The sequence below is a fragment of the Bacteroides xylanisolvens XB1A genome (assembly GCF_000210075.1).
In the GTDB taxonomy this organism is placed as follows: Bacteria; Bacteroidota; Bacteroidia; order Bacteroidales; family Bacteroidaceae; genus Bacteroides; species Bacteroides xylanisolvens.
Window position 1 is genome coordinate 5,150,355 of record NC_021017.1, and the last position, 24,737, is coordinate 5,175,091.

Sequence of the window (24,737 nt, forward strand, 5' to 3'; positions counted from 1 at the left end):
GGTTAAACTAAAAGAATTCAGACAATGAAAAAAATAATATATAGCTTGTTGTTTATTCTCACAGTAGTTTTTACTGCTTGTGAAGAAGAGCTGCCAAAAGCGAATTTCGATTTATATGAACTGAAGTCACTTACGGCAACAGCCGGAGATATGAATGTGACTCTTGCTTGGGAGGCATACGAAAATGCCCGGCCTAATGAATATTTGATTCTTTGGACTTCCGGATCGTCAGACGCGGAAGGAGGTGAGATGACTGTGGATGCAAAAACAATGACTGCCACAATCAATAATCTGGTGAATGACGTTGCTTACACTTTTTCTGTACAGCCTCGTTATACAGGAGGATTGGCTAGTAAAACTACCGCTGCCTGTACGCCGAAGAATGCGAGATACCCGATTTCTGATCTGACGGCAGCAGCCGGCAATGAAAGAGTGCGTTTAAGATGGACAAAACCTGCCAGTGAACGTTTTACCCGTTATCAGGTTACTGTTAATCCGGGCAATCAGATTATCAATCTGGATGATACTTCATTGGAAGAATACATTGTTGACGGGTTGACTAACGATCAGGAATATACGTTCAACGTAGTTTGTGTTTATCCTACGGGCAATTCTATTCCAGTGGAGACTTCAGCTACTCCGGGATTGATCTATCCTATTCTTGCCAATACGGAACTGGTCGTGTGGGAACCTTGCGCCTTTGCTTATAACGATATGTATTTTATGGCAGGTGAAGTGAAATCGGTAAGCTGGGATTTTGGTGATGGTACGACATCAGGAGAAAACAATCCTGTACATGCATTTGCTACTACCGGAACTTATACAGTAGCTGTCACGGTGACTTATGTAAATAACACAACCGAGTCGGGTAGTCTGGCTGTTACAGTCGGCAATTATAAATGGAATTCTGTCGATTTGAACTTTGGCGGACTTACCGGATATGTAAAGACTTCCAATCCGGTGTTCTCTCCGGATGGAAAAACAATGTACATCCCAACATCTACTCCTGCAGGGCATTTATTTGCTATTGATGTAGTGAGCGGTGAATTCAAATGGGTGTTTGCTATCAGTCAGATAACGTATGGTGGAGGTGCGTTAGTGGCTTCTGATGGTACCATATATCAGTGTGTAAGAAATGCTACTATTAATAATGTATATGCTATAAATCCAAATGGAACCCAAAAGTGGGCGGTTAAATTGGATGCTGCGGTAGGTGCTTTTCCTGCATTGTCTGTCGATGGTGTTCTTTACTGTCTTACTAATAAGAGTACGTTGTATGCCCTCGATGCATCCAGTGGCGTTATAAAATGGCAACAATCCCTTGACGGAGCAACAGGTAGTGCGGTAGCTATTGATAAAGCCGGAAATGTTTATGCGGGTACAAGTGCTGCTATTTATGCTTTTAAACCGAATAAGGATCAGATATGGAAATTGGAAGAAGTAAATGTGACAGAACAGGCTACGTTTGCTTTGAAAGATCAGATGCTTTATGCGACGTTGAAAGGAGGCGGACTTGTTGCTGTCGATATGACAAACGGGACAAAGAAATGGACGTATCCGACTACGAAAGGAGATGCCTATTTCCCGATTGTAGATAAAAATGGTAATATCTACTTTACGGAGAAAGGATCGCAGACAGTTCATGCAGTAAATGCCAACGGGGCTAAAATCTGGGAGAAAAAAGTAGGCAACAATTTGAATTACAGTGGAGGTGCCTTGAGCACGGATGGTATTCTTTATATAGGTACTCAATCAGGAAACAAAGTATTGGGACTTGATATTACTAATGGAAACATTGTTTTTGAAGAAACTGTAGGACAACAAGTCATGGCAGCTGTTACTATTGGTCCGGACAAACGGCTTTATTGCGGAACGATCGGATCTGGTAATATAGGTGCTGTCAAAGCATTTGATATCAATAAGACTTTGGAGACAGACTCCTGGAGTATTCGTGGTGGTGATATTCAAGGTACAAACCGTCAAAAGTAAGTGATAATGAGAATCTCGGTTTTTATTGTATTTATGACGATGACAATGGGAGTATATGCACAGAAATATAAAGTAGGTACTACTACAGCTTTGTGGAAAGTACCTGCTTCCACAGATTTTTCTCAAGCTCGGTCTGTGGGGCTAGAGTATGTGGAAGTTGCATTTAACCAGTGTTATAGAGGCGTTCCGGCAAATGAGGTCATTCCTCGTGTTCGGGATATGAAAGCAAAAATTGATAGTGCCGGTATCAAAGTCTGGTCTATACATCTTCCTTTTTCCCGCACGCTGGATATATCGGTTCTCGATGAAAAGAAAAGGAAAGAAAATGTAGATTTTATGGCGGAGATGATTGAACAGTGTGCTCAATTTCAACCGAAATGTTTAGTTCTGCATCCAAGTTCCGAACCGATTGACGACAGTATTCGGGCACAAAGAATAGCCAATGCTTCCAGGTCTATCGCTTATCTGAAGAAGTATGCGGATCAGATAGGAGCACAGTTATGTATAGAGAATCTGCCGCGGACTTGTCTGGGAAATACTCCTGAAGAACTTTGGGAGATTATCAAAGACATTCCCGGTGTGAAGGTTTGTTTTGATACCAATCATTATACAAAAGGAACGACGGAACATTTTGTAGAAACCATTGGTGAACGTATTGGCACCATACATGCTTCGGATTTTGATTTTGTCAACGAGTGCCACTGGCTTCCTACGCAAGGCGATATTAAGTGGGGAAAGTTAATGCACGCACTCGAAGGAGTCGGTTATGAAGGAGTTTTCATGTATGAAGCGACTAAAGATCATGAAAGCCATGATACACGTCCAACACCGGAACGGGTCGTTGAAACTTTCAATAAAATAATAAATGATTATAAAACACTGAAATAAGATGGATATAATAAGAAAAATTCAATATTTACTGTTTTGCCTTTTGGCAATAGGTTTTGTTGCTTGCGATGATGATGACAACAACAGTACCGAAACAGGTTATGAAGGAATCCTTGCTCAATTGGCAGAGGAAGTGGATGCCACAGCACAACAGTTGTGGAGTTCTTCTCCTTTGATTGTCAATGCCGGACGTACTGCTACTTTGACCAAAATTCAGGGGTATGCGGATAAATGTAAAAATGATTATTTTGTCAGCTATCTGAATGGCTTCGACCAAGCAAGTACAAGTATGGAAAAGTGCGATCCTATTATCTATTTTTATCGGAGTGCATTTGACCGCGTGATGGATGGAATTAAAAACTCAAAAGTGGAAAATGGTACGGCAGAGATTTGGGCACTCTATAATATGGGGTATGTGGTTAAGACTCCGTCAGGGTGTTTTGCTATTGACATATCTCATCGTTGGGCAAAAGAACTGGCACCTTATATTGATTTTCTCTGCGTCACTCATAAGCATTCCGATCATTATAACAATGATCTTATTCAGGCTATGTTTGATTTAGGCAAACCGGTATTGTCTAACTACTTGAAGGATACGACATATCCTTATACCGCAAAAGGAGATAAAGATTATGAAATAGGAAAATTCAAAATTAAAACCTGTATCACCGATCACAACAATTCCGGGTTATCTAATTTTGTGACTGTATTTTCGATTGATTGTGGTGAAGATACCGGTAACTTCGTCTTTATGCATGTAGGAGACTCCAACTATAAACCGGAACAATATACGAATCTGGCTTCTCATGTGAATGTATTGATACCACGTTACGCTCCCAATGCACTGACTGAAAATAATATTCTGGGTTCAGGTGCAGGGCAGGTAGAACCGGATTATGTCTTGTTATCGCATATTCTGGAACTTGCTCATGCAGGTGTTGACGAATCGAGATGGTCATTGGAACTGGCACTCGAACGGGCTTCGAAGATTAACTGTGAACAGACCTATGTACCAATGTGGGGAGAAAAAATGGTCTGGAAAAACAATAAACTGAATTAAAATTCTTAATGTTTGCATTTATGAAACGGATATGTAACTTCATACTTCTTCTATGTTTGGTACAACTGGCTGTTGCTCAAAATAGAATAACTGAAATCAGAGAAAACCTGTTAGGAAATCATCCTGATAAAATACTGGTTGTATCACATCGGGCTGACTGGCGTAATGCTCCGGAAAACTCATTGCAAGGTATACAGAATTGCATTGATATGGGAGTCGATATGGTAGAGATCGATTTGAAAAGAACCAAAGACGGACATTTGGTAGTGATGCATGATAAAACTATCAATCGCACCATGAACGGAAAAGGGCTGGTAGAAGATTATACATTAGCGGAATTGAAAGCAATGCGTCTTAAAAATGGGGTCGCTTGTAAAACAAGACATCAGATTCCTACATTGGAGGAAGTCATGTTGCTCTGCAAAGGTAAGATAATGGTAAATATTGATAAGGGCTATGATTATTTTCAGGAGGCTTATGCCGTACTTAAGAAGACAGGAACAGTCGACCAGTGTGTTATCAAAGCCGGGCTTCCTTATGAACAAGTGAAAACTGAAAACGGTGCTGTGTTGGATAAAGTAATTTTTATGCCTATTGTACAGTTGCACAAAGAAGGAGCCGAAGCTATTATTGATAGTTACCAGACACACATGAAGCCTGCTGCTTATGAATTAGTATTCGACAATGATAGCCCGGAGGTTCTTAACCTGATAAAGAAAGTGCGTGATACAGGTTCTAACTTGTTTATCAATTCTCTTTGGCCCGAACTATGTGGCGGTCATGATGATGACCGTGCGGTGGAACTCCATCAACCGGAAGAAAGCTGGGGATGGATCATTAATCAGGGAGCGAAATTAATTCAAACCGATCGTCCTGCTCTGTTATTGGAGTATCTGCGCAAAAAGAAACTTCACGACTAACCGTATTTCTTCATGTTAAAACAGCTTATAAACTTTTACAAGGTCTCTTCACCGGGACCTTGTAACGGGGAGGCTTTGTCCTCTTCCGATGAACGTCGTCTGAAGTATCTGAAATGGTCTACCTTCCTTTCGGCAACTTTTGGCTACGGTATGTATTACGTTTGCCGCCTTAGCCTGAACGTCGTAAAGAAGCCCATCGTAGAGGAAGGAATCTTCTCTGAAACGGAACTGGGAATAATCGGTTCCGTATTATTCTTCACTTACGCCCTCGGAAAGTTCACGAATGGTTTCCTTGCCGACCGTAGCAATATCAATCGCTTCATGACTACCGGTTTATTGGTTACGGCATTAGTGAACTTATGTCTCGGCTTTACCAATTCTTTTATTCTGTTTGCTGTCCTTTGGGGGATTAGCGGCTGGTTTCAGTCTATGGGGGCCGCCTCCTGTGTGGTTGGTCTTTCCCGTTGGTTCACGGACAAAGAACGCGGTTCCTATTACGGATTTTGGTCTGCCAGCCATAACATCGGTGAGGCGTTAACCTTTTTGATTATTGCGTCTATTGTCAGTGTCTTGGGTTGGCGATACGGCTTCTTCGGAGCCGGTATTGTCGGTTTGCTTGGAGCTTTAATCGTGTGGAAGTTCTTTCATGACACTCCCGAGAGTAAGGGTTTCCCTCCGGTGAATGTTCCCAAACAGAAAAAAGAGATGAGTGCAACAGAAACGGCGGATTTCAATAAAGCACAGCGCCAGGTGTTGATGATGCCTGCCATTTGGATTCTTGCCCTTTCGAGTGCTTTTATGTATATCAGTCGTTATGCGATAAACAGCTGGGGCGTCTTTTACTTGGAAGCTCAAAAAGGGTATTCTACCCTGGATGCCAGTTTTATCATTTCTATCTGTCCGGTTTGTGGTATCATTGGTACGATGTTTTCCGGAGTGATTTCGGATAAATTGTTTGGTGGTCGTCGCAATGTTCCTGCCTTAATCTTCGGATTGATGAATGTATTTGCACTTTGCCTTTTCCTGTTGGTTCCGGGCGTACATTTTTGGATAGATGTATTGGCTATGATTCTTTTTGGTTTAGGAATTGGAGTACTAATTTGCTTTTTGGGTGGTTTGATGGCTGTCGATATTGCTCCTCGCAATGCATCGGGAGCTGCATTGGGAGTTGTTGGCATTGCCAGTTATATTGGTGCCGGATTGCAGGATGTGATGAGTGGTATACTGATAGAAGGGCAAAAAACGGTTCAGAACGGAGTTGATGTTTATGACTTCACCTATATCAATTGGTTTTGGATAGGGGCGGCTTTATTGTCAGTTTTTTGTGCATTGTTAGTTTGGAATGCGAAGCCAAAATAATAGTTGAATATTAGTGTTTTACTTAGATACTTTTTTCCTTTTAAACCAACGGGGCGTTTCTTTTAAAGGAACGACCCGTTTCTCACCGAGAAACAAAGTGTTCCTTTTAATGCAACATTAGCAGTCTTTTCAGTATTATTTCAGTATCATGCTTTTCCTTTGCCGGAGATAATTTATTATCTTTGTAACTTTAACCCGATAATCAATGAGTAGAATAATATTAAATACTAAGATTTGGCTGTTTGTGTTGTTGTTTGGAATGTCGTTTCCCGCATGGGCACAAAGTGATGATTTCACTACATGGACCAAGTTTAAAGTGAACCATAAGATAGATTCTCGGTTCTCTGTTTCAGGCGATTTAGAATTGCGTATGAAAGATGATGTAAGCCGGTTAGATCGTTGGGGACTGACAGTTGGTGGAAGTTATCGCCCTTGTTCTTTTTTGAATCTGGGGGTGGGATATGAAACCCACCTTCGGAACTTGGGTGATTCAGAATGGAAATTTAGACATCGCTATCATATATCTGCCACTGCCACCTTTCGTTATCAATGGTTAAAAGTGTCTTTGCGGGAGAGGTTTCAGCAGACTTATGACCGTGGTGATTCTGAAACTCGTCTACGTTCTCGTTTGAAGTTATCCTATGCTCCTACAAAAGGAATCGTTTCACCTTATTTCTCTGTTGAAATTTATCAAAGTTTGGATGACACCTCTTTTTGGAGAGCAGACCGTATGCGTTATCGTCCTGGAGTAGAGATTGCTTTAGCCAAACGTTGGTCATTAGATGCATTTTATTGTTATCAATATGCTTCTTCGCAAGGTAGACACATTGTCGGAATAGAAGTGGGATATTCTTTTTGAAATAAAAGACGAATAGTAAATGATAACTGATAGCTAATATAATAAGGTGGGCTTCAGAATGTCTTGTATTTGTATGTGCTGTGTAAATGTTTGATTATATGCTGTTTATGTATAATACTAATCTTTTCAAAGGAAAATATTTCTTTTCTTAATTATAATGTGTACTTTCGCTTCCACATTTCAAACTGTAATGTGGAAATTTAAGATTTTACAGTTGCAACAGACGTGTTGTATGGTTTTTCATAACCGAAAGTGAATACTTCCTCTTATGGCATTCTTTCTGCTTAATCAAGAATTTCTTTTTTTGAACTAATAGAAAAACAAAATGAAAACATGCCATAACCTATTTGTGGGAGTAGGTTTTTTTATCCTTTGTTGTACTATGTTTACTGCTTGTGTAAACCATATTTCGGAGGAAGAAGGGGAATCATTAATAATGGAGATATTCCGTTGAAGTTTGTAGCTGATATTCATGAGATTATGAATACTCGTGTAGTAAACAATAGTTTTGGAGAAAAAGATGAAGTGGGATTATTTGCACTTGCAGGAACTACTACAATGCAAGAAGAACGTTATGCAGATAATCTTCATTTTGTGCGTTCATCTACTGGTGAGTTTGTATCTGATGAGTCGGTTTACTATCCGGATGATGGAGTAACATTGAATTTAATCAGTTATTATCCATATCAGAAGGGCGGGGTAGCAATGGGTGAAAGTTCCATGCAAGTGACCGTTGCAACAACTCAAGATAAACTGGATGATTATTCTCATTCTGATTTTCTAGTTGCTTCCAAAAAGGAAGTATTAGCTAGTAAAGATGCAGTTGCTTTGACTTACAACCACCAGTTCTTTCGCATGAAAATAGTCCTTGTCCCCGGAGAGGAAGAGAATATAGAAGAAATACTATCTGTGAAACCTACACTTTCGGTGAGTGGCTTTTATACTAAGACCATTTATGATTTTCAGAAGAAAACATTCTCTGCCTATTCTGAAGAGAAAGATATTACTCCTGCAGGAGAATGGGAAATAAAAGACGGTCGACTAGTAGGAAAAGAGCTTATTTTGATTCCCCAAGAGGCGACTGTTGGGTATCAATACATAACATTGGAAGCTGCCGGCAAACTATATACCAGTTTATTACCATCCACTTTACAATTGGAAAGTGGAAAACAGAGAGAGTTGGAAATAACGTTTGTATCGGCCGAAGATATATTAATGAGTAAAGTGAACGGAGAAATCGGGGATTGGGATGGAACAGAAGTGGATCATACCGAATCGGGTATTTTGCATAAATACATAGATGTATCGAAGCTGACTTTTGAAAAATCGAATGTGTACAAAGTGATACATTCGGGAAAACAAGTAGCCGAAATATGTAAAGAGTATCTTGTTACTCCGGATTTTTCTTCTCAAGCGATTGTTGCCTATCCGATGAAAGAAGACGGTAGCGTTAATTTATCTCAAGGGATTGTAGCACAGTTATTAGGAAAATCAGGAAAAGTGAATGGTGGAAGTGTATCATGGAATATGGAAGATCATTCATTAACCTATGTGGATGGCACCTTATTGGCTCGTCATAATGTTTATGTGCTGGCAGACGGAACAATCTCCTTATCAGTAACACTGGCAGATGATGTGTTACCTGTTTTGGCACAGGAAGATATTGTTCGTGATGTTCGTGGAGGAGTATCCATAATTATCCGTTAGTGAAGATCGGAACTCAATACTGGATGAGGAGTAATTTGGAGACATCTTTATATGTAAACGATGATGCGCTCCCTAAATTGAATCAGGTAACAGCAAATATAGCCGGATATTTGCAATCTACTACAGAGCATTATTTTTATACCGCTAATGTTGCGCTTTCCGGTAGGATCTTGCCAACTCACTGGAGTATACCGAATTGGGAAGACTGGAATATTTTAAAAGACTACTTGAAGGGGGAAGCTTCTTTGTTGAAGTCAGGGACCTGGTTGTCCCTGAAGACGGAAGAACAAGTGCAACCTGCAACTAATTTATCCGGTTTTAATGGTATTCCTGTAGGAATGTATGTAGGGGCTTTTCAAGCAGATTATGAGAACAAACATTTGGCATATTGGACATTGGACAATACAAATGCCACCATCGATACTAAGGTTTTCTACATGAAAAGTGATACGAATATCATAGAAGAATCTAATGCGGGTATTGATACGAAAGCTTTCGCTATTCGTTGTATTAGAAAGTAAATCAGTGAAAATTGCATCTCCTTTTCATAAATTGCTTATATTTGGGAAGTAAAACTAACTAAAAGAGAGAACTATGAAGAAGATAATAAATCCCTGGAAGGGTTTGGAAGGGTACAATTGTTTCGGTTGTGCTCCTAATAATGAAGCTGGAGTAAAAATGGAATTTTATGAGGATGGTGACGAAGTAGTGAGCATTTGGAAGCCACGTCCCGAGTATCAAGGCTGGATTGACACTTTGCATGGCGGTATTCAAGCAGTTTTGATGGATGAAATCTGTGCGTGGGTGGTGCTTCGTAAACTACAAACGACTGGAGTGACTTCGAAGATGGAAACCCGTTACCGAAAATCTGTTGATACCAAAGATTCTCATATAGTATTGCGCGCCTCTATTAAAGAAGTGAAGCGGAACATTGTCATTGTTGAAGCAAAATTATATAATGAGGATGGAGAAGTATGCACAGAATCGGTTTGTACCTACTTTACTTTCTCGAAAGAAAAGTCGAAAGACGAAATGCATTTTACGAAATGTGATGTAGAGCCGGAAGAGATATTGCCTTTAATTTGAAATAAAAACTCAAGTTTTTGTGATAAATGTTTGGTGGTTTCAAACAAATGCTTTACTTTTGTCGCAGTTAATAAAAGAAATATGAAATATACAACTACACATCATCATCATCATTTTCCTAACGAATAATCGGTGGGCGTGGATGATATTGTGTATAACTATATAAACGATAACTAAGGCTTGCCGAATACGGTAAGCCTTTTTTATTTCTCAACGCATATTATAATTAAAAATTAAATAAAGTCATGTTAAGAATCGCAGTACAAGCCAAAGGACGTCTCTTCGAAGAGACAATGGCACTTTTAGGAGAGTCGGATATTAAGTTGAGCACTACAAAACGTACCTTATTGGTGCAGTCTTCCAATTTCCCTATTGAAGTTCTATTCCTTCGTGATGATGATATCCCGCAGACAGTGGCTACCGGTGTGGCAGACTTGGGAATTGTTGGCGAAAATGAATTTATGGAAAAGGAAGAAGATGCGGAAATCATCAAACGTTTGGGATTCAGTAAGTGTCGCCTTTCATTGGCTATGCCGAAAGATATTGAATATCCCGGTTTGTCATGGTTTGACGGTAAGAAGATCGCTACTTCCTATCCGGTTATTCTTCGTAACTTCCTGAAGAAAAATGGTGTAAATGCTGAAATTCACGTGATTACCGGTTCTGTAGAAGTGTCTCCGGGAATTGGATTGGCTGATGCTATTTTCGATATTGTAAGCTCCGGTTCTACGTTGGTAAGTAACCGTTTGAAAGAAGTGGAAGTCGTAATGAAGTCGGAAGCATTGCTGATTGGCAACAAGAATATGAGCGACGAGAAAAAAGAAGTGCTCGAAGAACTGCTGTTCCGCATGAATGCGGTAAAAACAGCCGAAGATAAAAAATATGTATTGATGAATGCTCCGAAAGATAAACTGGAAGAAATCATTGCTGTATTGCCGGGTATGAAGAGTCCTACGGTGATGCCGTTAGCACAGGAAGGCTGGTGCTCTGTTCATACAGTACTTGATGAAAAACGTTTTTGGGAAATCATTGGAAAACTGAAAGGACTGGGAGCGGAAGGTATTTTAGTACTGCCGATTGAAAAGATGATTGTATAAATATATAGGTATCTAATAAAGTAGGAACCATGAGATTGATTAAATATCCCTCAAAAGAACAGTGGACGGAACTTTTGAAACGTCCGGCACTGAATACGGAAAATTTGTTCGACACTGTTCGCTCTATTATAAATAAGGTAAGGGCAGAAGGTGACAAAGCCGTCTTGGAATATGAAGCTACTTTTGATAAAGTCGCCTTGTCTGCGCTTGCTGTGACTCCTGAAGAGATACAGGTTGCCGGAACATTGGTAAGCGATGAACTGAAAGCAGCCATCTCCCTGGCAAAACAAAATATTGAAACCTTTCATGCTTCCCAACGTTTTATCGGAAAGAAGGTAGAAACAATGAACGGTGTGACTTGCTGGCAAAAATCGGTAGGAATCGAAAAAGTGGGATTGTATATTCCGGGTGGAACAGCACCACTTTTCTCAACTGTATTGATGTTGGCTGTTCCGGCTAAAATTGCAGGATGCAAGGAAATCGTACTTTGCACGCCTCCCGATAAGAATGGAAATATTCATCCGGCTATTCTTTTTGCTGCGCAACTGGCAGGTGTCAGTAAAATATTCAAGGCTGGTGGTGTGCAGGCTATTGCCGCTATGGCCTATGGAACGGAGAGTGTCCCCAAAGTATATAAGATATTTGGTCCAGGCAATCAATATGTGACAGCTGCCAAACAGTTGGTAAGCCTGCGTGATGTAGCTATTGATATGCCTGCCGGCCCTTCTGAAGTCGAAGTTCTGGCTGATGCATCTGCCAACCCGGTTTTTGTAGCAGCAGATCTTTTGTCACAGGCAGAACACGGAATAGATAGCCAGGCTATATTGATTACCACTTCCGAGAAGCTTCAAACAGAAGTAATGGCGGAAGTAGAACGTCAATTAGCCGAATTATCCCGTCGTGAAATTGCTGCAAAGTCATTAGAGAATAGTAAACTGATTTTAGTAAAGGATTTGGATGAAGCATTGGAACTGACTAACGCATACGCGCCGGAACACTTAATCATAGAAACGGAAAACTACATGGAAGTAGCAGAGCGTGTAACAAATGCCGGTTCTGTTTTTCTTGGATCGTTAACTCCCGAAAGTGCCGGTGACTATGCTTCCGGAACAAATCATACCTTGCCTACCAACGGTTATGCCAAAGCATATAGCGGCGTCAGTCTGGATAGTTTTATCCGCAAGATTACGTTCCAGGAAATTCTCCCGGAAGGAATAAAGGCTATTGGTCCTGCTATTGAAGAGATGGCGGCTAACGAACATTTGGACGCGCATAAGAATGCGGTCACAGTTCGTCTCAAAGCAATTCAAAATTCATAACTTAAAATTTAAAGAAGTGAAAACATTACAAGAATTAACCCGGCCGAATATCTGGAAATTAAAGCCTTACTCTTCGGCACGTGATGAATATAAAGGAGTCACCGCTTCTGTTTTCCTGGATGCAAACGAAAATCCGTACAATACGCCTCACAACCGTTATCCGGACCCTATGCAGTGTGAACTGAAAACATTGTTGTCGAAAATTAAGAAAGTATCTCCCGAACATATTTTTCTCGGAAACGGCAGTGATGAAGCCATCGACTTGGTCTTTCGTGCTTTCTGCGAACCGGGTAAAGATAATGTAGTAGCTATCGATCCTACCTATGGAATGTATCAGGTCTGTGCCGATGTAAACGATGTGGAATATCGGAAAGTATTGTTGGATGATGACTTCCAGTTCTCTGCTGACAAATTGCTGGCAGCTACCGACGAGCATACCAAACTGATTTTCCTTTGTTCGCCTAACAATCCGACGGGAAATGATCTGCTTCGTTCCGAAATAGAAAAGATTCTTTGCCAGTTTGAAGGATTGGTAATGTTGGATGAGGCTTACAATGATTTTTCTAAAGCTCCGTCTTTCCTCGAAGAGTTGGATCAATATCCTAATCTCGTCGTATTTCAGACATTCTCCAAAGCTTGGGGATGTGCTGCTATCCGTTTAGGAATGGCTTTTGCTTCCAAAGAGATTATTGATATTCTTAGTAAAATCAAATATCCCTATAATGTCAACCAGTTGACTCAACAGCAAGCCATCGCCATGTTGCATAAACATTATGAGATAGAACGTTGGGTGAAAACTCTGAAGGAAGAACGTGACTATTTGGAAGCGGAATTTGAAAAGCTTCCATGTACCATTAAACTGTTCCCGTCTGATGCGAATTTTTTTTTGGCAAAAGTGACGGATGCCGTGAAAATCTACAATTATTTGGTAGGTGAAGGAATTATTGTGCGTAATCGCCATAACATTTCGCTTTGCTGCAACTGTTTGCGTGTGACTGTCGGTACCCGTGTAGAGAATAATACCCTATTGGCTATCCTTAAAAAATACCCGGGATAATTTATGAAGAAGAAAGTATTATTTATAGATAGAGATGGTACGTTGGTGATCGAACCTCCCGTGGATTACCAACTCGACTCATTGGAGAAGCTGGAATTCTATCCGAAAGTATTCCGTAATTTAGGTTTTATCCGCAGTAAACTCGATTTTGAATTTGTGATGGTCACCAATCAGGATGGATTGGGTACATCTTCTTTCCCGGAAGAAACGTTTTGGCCTGCCCATAATCTGATGCTTAAAACATTGGAAGGAGAGGGGATTACTTTTGATGAGATTCTGATAGACCGTAGTTTCCCGGAAGATAATGCGCCCACCCGTAAACCACGTACCGGAATGTTGACGAAGTACCTAAATAATCCGGAATACGATCTTGCCGGAAGTTTTGTGATAGGCGACCGTCCTACGGATGTGGAACTTGCCAAGAATTTGGGTTGTCGGGCAATCTATCTGCAAAATTCACCTGAAACCCTGAAAGAAAAAGGATTGGAAGAAGTCTGCGCCCTTGCAACGACCGACTGGGATCAGATAGCCGAATTCCTTTTTGCCGGAGAACGGAAAGCGGAAGTACGTCGTACAACAAAAGAAACAGATATTGATGTGACTTTGAACTTGGATGGAAACGGCGCTTGTGACATCTCTACCGGTCTTGGCTTTTTCGACCACATGCTCGAGCAGATTGGAAAACACTCCGGTATGGACTTGACAATCCGTGTGAAAGGAGATCTGGAGGTAGATGAACATCATACGATCGAAGATACTGCTATTGCATTAGGAGAATGTATTTACCAGGCTTTAGGTAGTAAACGTGGAATTGAGCGTTACGGCTATGCTTTACCAATGGATGATTGTCTTTGTCAGGTTTGTCTGGACTTTGGTGGTCGTCCCTGGCTGGTTTGGGATGCCGAATTCAAGCGTGAGAAGATAGGGGAGATGCCAACGGAAATGTTCCTTCATTTCTTTAAGTCACTAAGTGATGCGGCAAAAATGAATCTGAACATCAAGGCGGAAGGACAAAATGAACATCATAAGATAGAAGGTATTTTTAAAGCCCTTGCCCGTGCCTTGAAAATGGCAATCAAAAGAGATATCTATCATTTTGAACTTCCATCCAGCAAGGGAGTACTTTGATCTTTTTATAATAACAATATAGACTTATGCAGAAACGAATCCTGTTGAGCCTACTTTTGGGAGTAATCTTCTCTATATCTATTTTTAGTCAGAATCTAAAAGTAGAGAAGATTACTCTTCCTGATAGTGAATTAACCAATCTGTACAAGATCGATTCGGGTGTATATCGTTCAGAGCAACCTTCGCATGAAGACTTTAAAGCTTTAGAAAAGTATGGTATTGGCGAAGCTCTCAATCTCCGTAATAGACATAGTGATGATGATGAAGCCGCAGGAACAAACGTAAAGCTTCATCGGGTAAAGACCAAAGCTCATTCCATCAATGAAGAACAGTTGATTGAAGCATTGCGTATTATAAAGAATCGTAAAGCGCCGATTGTTATCCATTGCCATCACGGATCAGATCGCACAGGAGCTGTTTGCGCACTTTATCGAGTGGTATTTCAGAATGTTTCAAAAGAAGACGCGATTCATGAAATGACTGAAGGCGGTTTTGGCTTTCATCGTATTTATAAAAATATCATTCGGAGGATTAAAGAAGCGGATATAGAGCAAATAAGAAGAAAAGTTATGTGTACAGAGGGATTTTAGTATGTAATTTTGTGCAGATACATGTCTTGCTAAAATGTTGTATCGAAGCTATGATGAGGCGTTATATTTTCTCAACTATTCTCACTGCTATGAGAAAAAAAATCTCACTATAATGAGAAAATCTTCTCATAGTAATGAGTATTTTTTCTCATAGCAGTGAGAATAGTTTGATGTTTGTACTTCCCTATAAATTCTCTATTTCTTTAAGCCACATAGTTGAATTGGCATCACTAGGCATCCTCCAATCCCCCCGTGGACTAATAGAAATACTTCCAACTTTAGGGCCGTCCGGTAAGCAAGAACGTTTGAACTGCTGATTGAAGAAACGACGGAAGAAAGTGGAAAGCCATTTCTTGATGGTTTCTTCATCATACGTATCTTTGAATGTCGTTCTTGCCAAATAGAATATCTTGGAAGGCCGGAAGCCGAAACGTAAGAAATAATATAGGAAGAAGTCGTGCAGTTCATAAGGACCTACCAAATCTTCTGTTTTCTGTTTAATTTCTCCGTTCTCATCCGCCGGAATCAATTCCGGGCTAATAGGAGTGTCTACAATATCAAGCAAAGTAGCTTTCGAGTTTTCGTCCATACCGTTTTCTGCCACCCATTGTACTAAATATTTCACAAGTGTTTTGGGAACACTCGCATTTACCCCGTACATGGACATGTGATCGCCGTTGTAAGTAGCCCATCCCAATGCAAGTTCGGATAAATCCCCTGTGCCGATAACCATTCCCCAAGTCTGATTGGCCACATCCATTAGTATTTGTGTACGTTCGCGCGCTTGCGAATTCTCGTATGTAACGTCATGTACATTCATGTCATGTTCGATGTCCTTAAAATGTTGGATGCAGGCATCTTTAATACTAATTTCACGGATGGATATACCTAATGATTTCATTAGATCGATCGCATTATGGTAGGTGCGGTCAGTCGTTCCGAAACCCGGCATCGTGATTCCGAGAATACCATTTCGGGATAATCCCAGTTTATCGAAAGTCTTCACGCAGACGAGCAGTGCCAGTGTTGAGTCTAATCCACCTGAAATACCGACTACGGCTGTTTTGGCTCCGGTGTGAACTAATCTTTGTGCTAGTCCGGCCACTTGGATAGAGAATACTTCTTCGCAATGTTCATTTAGCTCAATTCCTTGTGGTACGAAAGGATGGGCGTTGAACTTCCGGGTTAAGGTCAGTTCTTTGCTGTTGACAAATTCTGTCGCGATAGAAACTGCTTTCTTGTCTCCTAAATTTGCCTGATTAGCGGCGAAAGTAGTATTTATCCTGCGTTCTGCCCGGATGCGTTCCACATCAATTTCGCTGATAATCAGTTGCTCTTTCATACTGAAACGTTCGCTGCGTGCAAGCAGTGAACCGTTTTCATAAATCAGCCCATTACCGGCAAAAACCACATCGGTAGTAGATTCTCCAAAGCCACAAGACGAGAATACATATCCGGCAATACAACGTGCAGATTGTTGGCTGATGAGAGAACAAAGATAATTGTTCTTTCCAATGCCTTCATTATCAGCAGACATATTGAACAGAATCTCTGCCCCTTGCAGTGCCAGTGAGGAACTTGGAGGTATAGTAGACCAAAGGTCCTCGCATATCTCAATGCCAAAAGTCGTATCTGAAGTCTCAAAAAGCAGATTTGCACCTATGGGAACGATTTGTCCACACAGGCGTACGTTGTTTGTAGTCAACTGAAGCGCTGATGTGAACCAACGTTGTTCGTAGAATTCTTTATAATTCGGCAGATAGGTCTTGGCTGCAACTCCCAACACTTTCCCTTTCTGAATCACTACGGCTGCATTGATTACTGTCGAATTGACAACGACAGGCATGCCAACAATAGAAATGATATCTAATTGACGGGTGTTATTCAGAATTTGCATCAGCCCCATTTCTGCTTCTTCCAGCAAAAGTTGTTGTCCGAATAGGTCACCACAAGTATATCCGGTGATACTCATTTCCGGGAAAATAATGATCTGCACTCCTTTTCCTTCAGCCACTGTAATCAGACTTTCTATCTTCTCTACATTGAATTTACAGTCAGCCACTTTTACGTGTGGCACGGCTGCAGCTACTTTTACAAATCCGTAGTTCATCTTATACCTTATTTATATATAATGAGTGCAAAAATAGGAAATAGTTTTGAATAATTATCTTTTCTATATTGAATCCTCTTAATAAGCTATTTTGTATGAGTTGTGATGTTGTTATTTGAGCAATTAAAGTAACTATCAAAATGAACGTTTATATTCAATTATCATTGAAATATGTTGTGGATTTATTTTCATTTATGGGTTTGTGTACTTAAATATGTATCAAAAAGATATAAGTGGAAATTTGGTATAAAATATGCGACATATTGTTTCTTTTATTTAAATATAATATATATATTTGTAGCCAAAATAGAACAATATTAGAAGTGTTTAATTTATAACTTAAGAGAGCAGATGGTCATACATTTAATTCACACAGCAGTAACACGAAAAATCTATTTGGATATTTGGCGCAATATTAAGAATTTGCCAAGTTAGTCTATTCCTATTCTATATTTATAGATAATAATAGCCTGTCCCAAGTCGGTGCAGAAAATGCATAAACCGATTTTGGGAAAGGAGTGTATTATTCTACGCGAAGACTGCGTATTCCTTATTGTAGATAAATCTATAAAAATAAATCAATTTCATTAATTTAAAATCAAAGTATCAAAGATGAGAAAATCAATTCTCTTGTTTGTACTCTTTACTCTGACAAGTATCCCCCTGTTGCTTTTTGCACAGGGTGGATATCAGGTAACGGGACACATTATTTCGGCGGAAGACAATCAGCCGATGATTGGTGTGTCTGTTTTGGAGAAGGGTACGACGAACGGAGTAATTACCGATATGAATGGTAATTACAGTATCACAGTGACGAAATCCCCTGCTATTTTGCAGTTTTCTTACATTGGAATGAAAACGATGGAAAAGCAGGTGTCTGCTGCCACTCGCATGAATCTGAAGATGGAGAGTGATGCACAAATGGTAGAAGAAGTAGTGGTTGTTGCCTACGGTGTACGTAAGAAAGGTACGATTGCAGGTTCTGTATCTACGGTAAAAGCTGAAAAGATGGAAGATGTTCCTGCTCCGAGTTTCGATCAGGCACTGCAAGGGCAGGCACCGGGATTAATGGTGCTTTCTGAATCAGGTGAACCCAGTAAGGCAGCAACTTTTCGTATTCGCGGAACAAATTCAATTAATTCGGGGAAAGATCCTCTTTTTATATTGGATGGAGTGGCTATTTCAAGTTCAGATTTCAACACGATTAGTCCTAATGATATTGAGAGCATTTCAGTGTTGAAAGATGCTTCTTCTACTTCTATCTATGGCGCACGTGCTTCTAATGGCGTGGTAGTAATCACTTCCAAGCGTGGACGTATGGGGGAAGCTGCCAAGATTACTTTCCGTACACAACTAGGTTTTTCCCAATTAGCTTCAAAGGACTGGGATCAGATGGATACGAACGAACGTATTCAGTTTGAAAAAGAAGTGGGATTGGATAAAGGACAGGATTACGAGAAATTAAGTAAGATAAATATCAATTGGCTGGATAAGGTATACAATGACAAAGCACCCTTGCAGAATTACGAGTTGTCAGTAAATGGTGGTACGGAAAAGTTAAATTATTATGTTTCGGGAAGCTATTATGATCAGGATGGTATTGCAGTAGGTTCTACATTTGAGCGTGTTAACTTCCGTGCCAATGTGGAGGCGAAAGCTAATAAATGGTTGAAAATAGGAACGAATACAATGTTTACTTATCAGGAGGTAGAACAGAGTGATGATGGTGAATATGCATTGTGGGCTCCTATTTCCGCATCTTTTTTCATGTTGCCTTACTGGAATCCTTATAAGGAGGATGGAAGTCTGGCTCTTCAGGATGACGGCAGTTGGAAAGGAACGACGGAGAATCCGTTAGCATGGATGGAAAACAATCCGTTATCAAATAAGAAGTATAAACTTTTATCTACTTTCTATGCTGAAGCTACACCTATAAAGAATCTCACAATTCGTTCACAACTAAGTGCAGATTATGGTCATACTACTTCTTTTTATCGAAGTTTTCCGAGTTATAAGCCAAATAATAATTATGGAGGTGCCCAGCGTAGTTCGTATGATATGCTTAATTTGATGATTACAAATACGGCAAACTACCGTTTTATGTTGAATGATGTTCATTTATTCAACTTTATGGTTGGGCAGGAAGGAGTCGATTATCATTATGAAGGTTTTCAGGTTACGACTCGTGGACAGACAAATGATATTTTGACAAACTTGTCTTCCGGTTCTACCGCTTCATCATGGGGAGATCCCGTTACGGAATATTCTTTTCTCTCTTTCTTTGGTCGTGGTGAATATAATTATGATGATCGTTACTATGCTGACTTTTCGGTTCGTGGGGATGGATCTTCCCGTTTCGGAACAGATAAACATTGGGGAGCTTTTTGGTCAGTCGGGTTTATGTGGAATCTCCGTAAGGAGAAGTTCATGCAAAAATATAAATGGCTTACTAATGCGCAAATAGCGATTAATACCGGTACATCGGGCAACTCTTCTATTAATAACTATGAACATCTGGCTTTAGTTTCCGGTGGATATAAGTATAACAATGAATCAGGTATTGCTATTTCCCAGTTGGGAAATGAAGAATTAAGTTGGGAGTCTACATGGGCTACTAATGTGGCACTGCATTTAGGTTTTATTGATCGTATAAATTTGGATGTGGAGTTTTATAATAAGAAAACTACTAATATGTTGATGGCAGTTCCCATTTCTTACACAACTAGCGGTTTTGGAACTCGTTGGGATAATGTGGGAGCTATGCGAAACCGTGGTGTAGAAATTAATGTCAGTGCAGACGTACTTCGCATCAAAGACTTTACATGGAATGTGAACGCCAATGTTTCATATAATAAAAATGAGATAACCGAGCTTTATAATGGGATAACAGAATATGTAGCCTCTGATACTGGTAGAATGGTTGCGGTAGGTCATCCGTTAGGTGAATTTTATCTGAACCGTTATGCAGGAGTCAATCCTACTAATGGAGATGCTTTATGGTATACCAAAGACGGTGAAATTACTACAGAATATAATGAAAATGACAAAGTGATGCTGGGTAAGACACATGAAGCTCCTTGGCAAGGTGGTTTTGGTACTACACTTTCTTGGCAAGGATTTTCACTTTCCGCACAGTTCACGTGGGTGGCCGATCGCTGGATGCTTAACAATGACAGAGTCTTTCAAGAGAGCAACGGACTGTTCAGTGCCTACAATCAGTCAAAACGTATGCTTTATGATCGATGGAAAAAGCCGGGAGATGTGACTGATATCCCTCGTTATGGAGTTACTCCTCAACTAGATTCACGATTCCTGGAAGATGCTTCTTTCCTGCGTCTGAAAAATTTAATGCTTAGCTATACATTCCCACAGAAATGGTTGCAGCGGACTAATTTTTTAAGTAGTGCCCGTATTTATGCGCAGGGACAGAATTTGTTGACATTTACAAGTTTTACAGGGATGGATCCGGAGTCTACCTCCAATGTGTATAAGGCTCAATACCCTATGTCCCGTCAGTTTACATTCGGACTGGAAGTTTCATTCTAAAATTAATCAGTGATGATAAGAAAAATAAAATTATATATAGTTTTAGTTGCGGTATTGCTTTCGGCATCTTCCTGTCTTGATAAATATCCGCAAGATGCAATTCCGCAAGAAGAGGCTATTAAGACAGTGAGCGATGTACGCCAAGCTTTGGTCGGTATTTATGCACAGTTTAAAAATGCCAGCCTATATAGCGGATACTTGACTTTATTGCCTGATATTCAGACGGATCTGGTATACGCTGTTAAAGGATATACAAATATCTATGGTGATGTATGGCGTAATGAAATATTAGCTATCAATAAACAGGTGGAATATGTGTATGGTGGCTTGTATACTGTCATCGGACGTTGCAATTTTGTTCTTGATAACATTGCTGCTGTAGAGGCCAACACTTCAGATGATGAACAACTGGACAAGTTGGATACCTATAAAGGTCATATCTATTTTGCCCGTGCGCTGGCTTATTCAGAACTGTTGAAGTGTTTCTGTAAAGCTTATGAAAGTGACGAAGAAGCTGCCAATGAACTGGGAGTTGTACTGCAGTCCAGCTACGTTAATCCGGGACCTGTAAAACGTGCTTCTTTAAAAGATTCGTATCAGTTTGTATTGGATGATTTGGCTAGATCGGCCGAATATCTGGCTACGGATGATGACACTGAGGTTATTTATAATTCTGCATATTTCACGATTGGTACAGTCAATGCTTTATATGCTCGTATGTACCTGTATATGCGGAAGTGGGAGAAAGCTGTTGAATATGCTACTAAAGTAATAGATAGTAAGAAATATATATTAGCTGATGCAACCAAGCATAGTTATTCGGTTACTTATAATGATTTTGCATACATGTGGCAGTATGATAATTCTACTGAAATCATTTGGAAAGTAATGTTTGAGGTAAATTCCTATGGAGGGGCATTAGGCACTGTATTCCTCAATTATGATTATACATCTTATAAACCGGATTATGTACCAGCTAAATGGGCATTGGATACCTATGCCAATGCTGATTTACGCTATAATGCTTATTTCGCTACGGCAACGACCGGATTTTCTCATGGGTTGACTTGGCCTCTTTTGGTTAAATACATGGGAAATCAGGATTTTATAAGCCAAAGATTGCTGTGTGTATCCATGCCGAAACCGTTCCGGTTAGCGGAACAATATCTGATTCGTGCAGAGGCTTATTGCCGGATGGGAGCATCTTATTATGGAAAAGCAGGAATTGATATTTCTACTTTACGTATGGCTCGTTATTCTTCTTATGGTGGCTCTACTACGCTTACAGAAGAAAATTGGTTTAAAACTGTCAGTGAAGAACGTATGAAAGAACTCTTTATGGAAGGTTTCCGTCTTAACGACTTGAAACGTTGGCATGAGGGATTTGAACGTAAAGAACAAACTTCGACTATCTCTCCGGGTAATACGTTGAAGTTAGAGAAAGACGATCCTCGTTTTGTATGGCCTATTCCACAACATGAGTTGGATGCTCCTGGCGTGGATCTAGCACCTAATGAAAGCAATAAATAATGTATAAAGATAATATAGAGAAACAATGAAACGATTAATAACAGGAATAGTAACACTTACGACGTTGGCTGTCGGATTCTGGGGATGTAATGATCTTTCCCGGACGACTTACAGCGGTTCCGACTACGTGATGTTCTCCGATACATTATCTATGTATCCGGTGCAGGACAGCGAGAAATGGTTTGAGATTCCGGTAGTAGCTACGAATATATGCGATTATGACCGTTCTTTTGGTGTGGAAGTAGACGATAAGGCTAGTAATGCAATTGAAAAAAAGCAATATGTAGTTGAATCAAATACGGTAACCATTAAAGCAGGGGAGCGAGTTGCAAAGTTCCGGATGAAGGGTGTTTATGAAAATATAGGTAAAACTGACTCTTTGTCGGTTACATTCAATTTGCTTCCGAAAGATGAAAATATATGGGATTTGTACGGTACACGTACTCGTGTTCAAATGCAAAAAGCATGTCCTTTTGAACTAAGTACTTTTGAAGGCTATTGTCTATTGACTTCTTCTTTCTTTAATGCATATATGACGGATACGGAACATCGGTTATTGCAGGCAGAAAGAGACAAGACGGAAGATAATACTATCATATTACATGATTTTTTCTACAAGAATTATGATCTTAAAATTAAGTATGATCCTTCCGATCCGTTGAAACCATTTGTAGAGTTTGATGATCAAATTATAGGTAGTACGGCAGAAGCCTTCGGAACCATTTACGGTAATGGAAAGCTGATGTGTACTCAGCCTGTTGCGTACGATTCTTATTATAATGTATGCCAGAAATTCGTATTCTTATATAGCACTATTTATGTGGTGGGTAAAGGTACAGTAGGTACTTATGTGAATATCTTGGAGTGGATTAGTGATGAAGAAGCGGAACAGTATAAGAAAGAGGAAGGACTCTAAACTATAATCGGAAATAAATATGAAAGATATAATGAAATATTATTTGCAATTGATTACGTTAGTGTTTTGTCTCTTCGTATCTGCTTGCAGTGATGATGACGAGACTACAACGCCTGTATTCCCGGATTTGCAGAAAATAGAATGTGAAGTCGGAGATACCAAGACACTGACTTTTGAGGCTGCCGATAACTGGATATTGACTTCCTCATCGTTATGGTGCTATTTTGAACAGGATGGTGAGAGGACGTTCGTTTGTTCAGGCAATGCCGGAAAGCAGACAGTCACTATCCATATTAGTGATGATGCTACCGAACTGTTAAAATCTTATAAGGCAGAGCTGACTATGAAGCTGGCAGGAAGCCAGCAGGTGATAGCGGAGGTGACGCGTCCGTCTACTGGTTATGAAGTTCGGGCTTTCAATGCGGACAAGTCTGTAATGTACACAGAAGAAAATCCTTTTGTCATCAATTTTGATGGAACTGACATATTGGTGTTAGAAGCTAATGAGGATTGGGCTTTGAAAAGTAACCCCGAATGGATGGAATTCAATCGTAGAGCATCAGACAGCGAAGTTGTATCTGGCAATGCCGGAGATAATGTCAGCGTCATTCCACAGATGATAATGCAATATAAAAAGAATGAAATTACCGGCTTTCTGACAATTGAAAGTAGAAGCGGAGCTGTTGCAAAAGTTCCTGTGAAGTATGAAGGTATTCCTGCTGATAGAATTATTGGTACTCTGAAAGACAACATAGAAGTCTCGGTTGATGGAGAAAGTTATACTGCAGGCGATAATAGTTATGATAGCGAGGGAGTTCCTGTAACGGTAATGGCTAAGAATGATGAATATACCTTGGTATGTGTGGAATATGTGGCAGAACGGAATCAGATGACATGGGAGCTTGAATATTCTTATACAATAATGGATTCCTTTAATCGTTGGCTTTGGATAGATGATGATAAAGAAGGGAATATTAATATAGCAGCAAGCGCAAATAATTCGAAAGCAAGAACTGCGTATGTATTAGCATTTCCTAACGTTATATATGCTGAAATTAAGGATCATCTATCCGATCTTGTTTTACTTGAAAAGGGGATTCCAAAGGAATATGATGAAAATATAATTGCTGATATAAAACAGGAAGGAGTGGCAGGAGATCTGATATCTTTGGTTAAAGAAAGTGGTGAACCTATTTTGGATGGTACAGGCAATCCTGTGAAAGCTGTACCTTCGGATATGCCAGATGAACAATTAGAAAGTGAATATGGTACTACAAATGTATTTTTGGTTTCATCGTTGACTTTAGGTGTTAATTATGATCCATTCCATATTATTGTAAATGGCTACTCCGGTTGGAATTTGCAAGCTGAAACTAAGCATAATGGTCAGGATACCGTATGGGAAGGAATTGAAGTTGAGGGAAGGTATATGACAAGTGCATTTGTCAATGTTTCAGGTATGGACGAAAGCAAGAATGGAACAAAGCCTATGGTTATTAAATTAATGGATAATGAAACTATTTTAGGAGTATTGCTGATTCAACCCCGATATGAGGATTGATAACATGTAAAATTT

At 39.9% G+C, this 24,737-nt stretch carries 17 protein-coding genes and 1 pseudogene; 17 read left to right on the forward strand and 1 reads right to left on the reverse strand.

Going from position 1 to position 24,737, the window contains the following annotated elements:
• Positions 1 to 24 precede the first annotated feature (24 nt).
• From BXY_RS20135 to BXY_RS20195, 13 genes and pseudogenes are all read left to right on the forward strand, one after another.
• Positions 25 to 1,989: an outer membrane protein assembly factor BamB family protein gene (locus tag BXY_RS20135; protein WP_009040895.1), complete on the forward strand. Its 1,965-nt coding sequence runs from the start codon at positions 25 to 27 to the stop codon at positions 1,987 to 1,989.
• Between the two features lie 6 nt (positions 1,990 to 1,995).
• A complete protein-coding gene (locus tag BXY_RS20140) occupies positions 1,996 to 2,877 on the forward strand; it encodes a sugar phosphate isomerase/epimerase family protein (protein ID WP_008021743.1) in 882 nt (293 codons plus the stop codon).
• Position 2,878: 1 nt separating this feature from the next.
• Positions 2,879 to 3,937: an MBL fold metallo-hydrolase gene (locus BXY_RS20145; RefSeq protein ID WP_015532807.1), complete on the forward strand. Its 1,059-nt coding sequence runs from the start codon at positions 2,879 to 2,881 to the stop codon at positions 3,935 to 3,937.
• Between the two features lie 20 nt (positions 3,938 to 3,957).
• A complete protein-coding gene (locus tag BXY_RS20150; RefSeq protein WP_032811830.1) occupies positions 3,958 to 4,857 on the forward strand; it encodes a glycerophosphodiester phosphodiesterase family protein in 900 nt (299 codons plus the stop codon).
• Positions 4,858 to 4,869: 12 nt separating this feature from the next.
• A complete protein-coding gene (locus tag BXY_RS20155; RefSeq protein ID WP_015532808.1) occupies positions 4,870 to 6,216 on the forward strand; it encodes an MFS transporter in 1,347 nt (448 codons plus the stop codon).
• Between the two features lie 205 nt (positions 6,217 to 6,421).
• Positions 6,422 to 7,075, forward strand: a complete 654-nt coding sequence (locus tag BXY_RS20160) for a DUF2490 domain-containing protein (protein ID WP_192919012.1) — start codon at positions 6,422 to 6,424, stop codon at positions 7,073 to 7,075.
• Positions 7,076 to 7,400: 325 nt separating this feature from the next.
• A pseudogene (locus BXY_RS20165) lies at positions 7,401 to 9,303 on the forward strand (fimbrillin family protein).
• Between the two features lie 73 nt (positions 9,304 to 9,376).
• Positions 9,377 to 9,868 carry a PaaI family thioesterase gene (locus BXY_RS20170; protein ID WP_004310812.1) on the forward strand — a complete coding sequence of 164 codons (492 nt, stop codon included), beginning with the start codon at positions 9,377 to 9,379 and terminating at the stop codon, positions 9,866 to 9,868.
• 245 nt (positions 9,869 to 10,113) lie between these two features.
• The gene (gene hisG / locus BXY_RS20175; protein ID WP_008021757.1) at positions 10,114 to 10,965 is read left to right on the forward strand and encodes an ATP phosphoribosyltransferase; all 852 of its coding nucleotides are present in this window, start codon (positions 10,114 to 10,116) and stop codon (positions 10,963 to 10,965) included.
• Positions 10,966 to 10,994: 29 nt separating this feature from the next.
• The gene (gene hisD / locus BXY_RS20180; protein WP_015532810.1) at positions 10,995 to 12,284 is read left to right on the forward strand and encodes a histidinol dehydrogenase; all 1,290 of its coding nucleotides are present in this window, start codon (positions 10,995 to 10,997) and stop codon (positions 12,282 to 12,284) included.
• Positions 12,244 to 13,341, forward strand: coding sequence for a histidinol-phosphate transaminase (gene hisC, locus BXY_RS20185; RefSeq protein ID WP_015532811.1), 1,098 nt, complete (start codon positions 12,244 to 12,246; stop codon positions 13,339 to 13,341). The genes hisD and hisC overlap by 41 nt, the downstream gene beginning before the upstream one ends.
• A 3-nt stretch (positions 13,342 to 13,344) precedes the next feature.
• A complete protein-coding gene (gene hisB, locus BXY_RS20190; protein WP_015532812.1) occupies positions 13,345 to 14,469 on the forward strand; it encodes a bifunctional histidinol-phosphatase/imidazoleglycerol-phosphate dehydratase HisB in 1,125 nt (374 codons plus the stop codon).
• A gap of 26 nt (positions 14,470 to 14,495) precedes the next feature.
• Complete coding sequence (locus BXY_RS20195; protein ID WP_004315962.1) at positions 14,496 to 15,059, forward strand: dual specificity protein phosphatase family protein; 564 nt, start codon at positions 14,496 to 14,498, stop codon at positions 15,057 to 15,059.
• A 184-nt stretch (positions 15,060 to 15,243) separates the two neighbouring features.
• Here BXY_RS20195 and BXY_RS20200 read toward each other — a convergent pair whose 3' ends face one another.
• Positions 15,244 to 17,169, reverse strand: a complete 1,926-nt coding sequence (locus tag BXY_RS20200) for an NAD(+) synthase (RefSeq protein ID WP_015532813.1) — start codon at positions 17,167 to 17,169, stop codon at positions 15,244 to 15,246.
• 612 nt (positions 17,170 to 17,781) lie between these two features.
• On the opposite strand from BXY_RS20200, the gene BXY_RS20205 reads away from it, so the two are divergent.
• The 4 genes from BXY_RS20205 to BXY_RS20220 are packed head-to-tail and all read left to right on the forward strand — an operon-like array spanning position 17,782 to position 24,722.
• The gene (locus tag BXY_RS20205) at positions 17,782 to 20,715 is read left to right on the forward strand and encodes a SusC/RagA family TonB-linked outer membrane protein (protein WP_015532814.1); all 2,934 of its coding nucleotides are present in this window, start codon (positions 17,782 to 17,784) and stop codon (positions 20,713 to 20,715) included.
• A gap of 12 nt (positions 20,716 to 20,727) precedes the next feature.
• On the forward strand, positions 20,728 to 22,245 hold the full coding sequence (locus tag BXY_RS20210) for a RagB/SusD family nutrient uptake outer membrane protein (protein ID WP_008643286.1): 1,518 nt from the start codon (positions 20,728 to 20,730) through the stop codon (positions 22,243 to 22,245).
• A 25-nt stretch (positions 22,246 to 22,270) separates the two neighbouring features.
• Positions 22,271 to 23,161, forward strand: coding sequence for a DUF4984 domain-containing protein (locus BXY_RS20215; protein WP_015532815.1), 891 nt, complete (start codon positions 22,271 to 22,273; stop codon positions 23,159 to 23,161).
• 19 nt (positions 23,162 to 23,180) lie between these two features.
• A complete protein-coding gene (locus BXY_RS20220; RefSeq protein ID WP_008643288.1) occupies positions 23,181 to 24,722 on the forward strand; it encodes a DUF5003 domain-containing protein in 1,542 nt (513 codons plus the stop codon).
• The last annotated feature ends 15 nt before the right edge of the window (positions 24,723 to 24,737 follow it).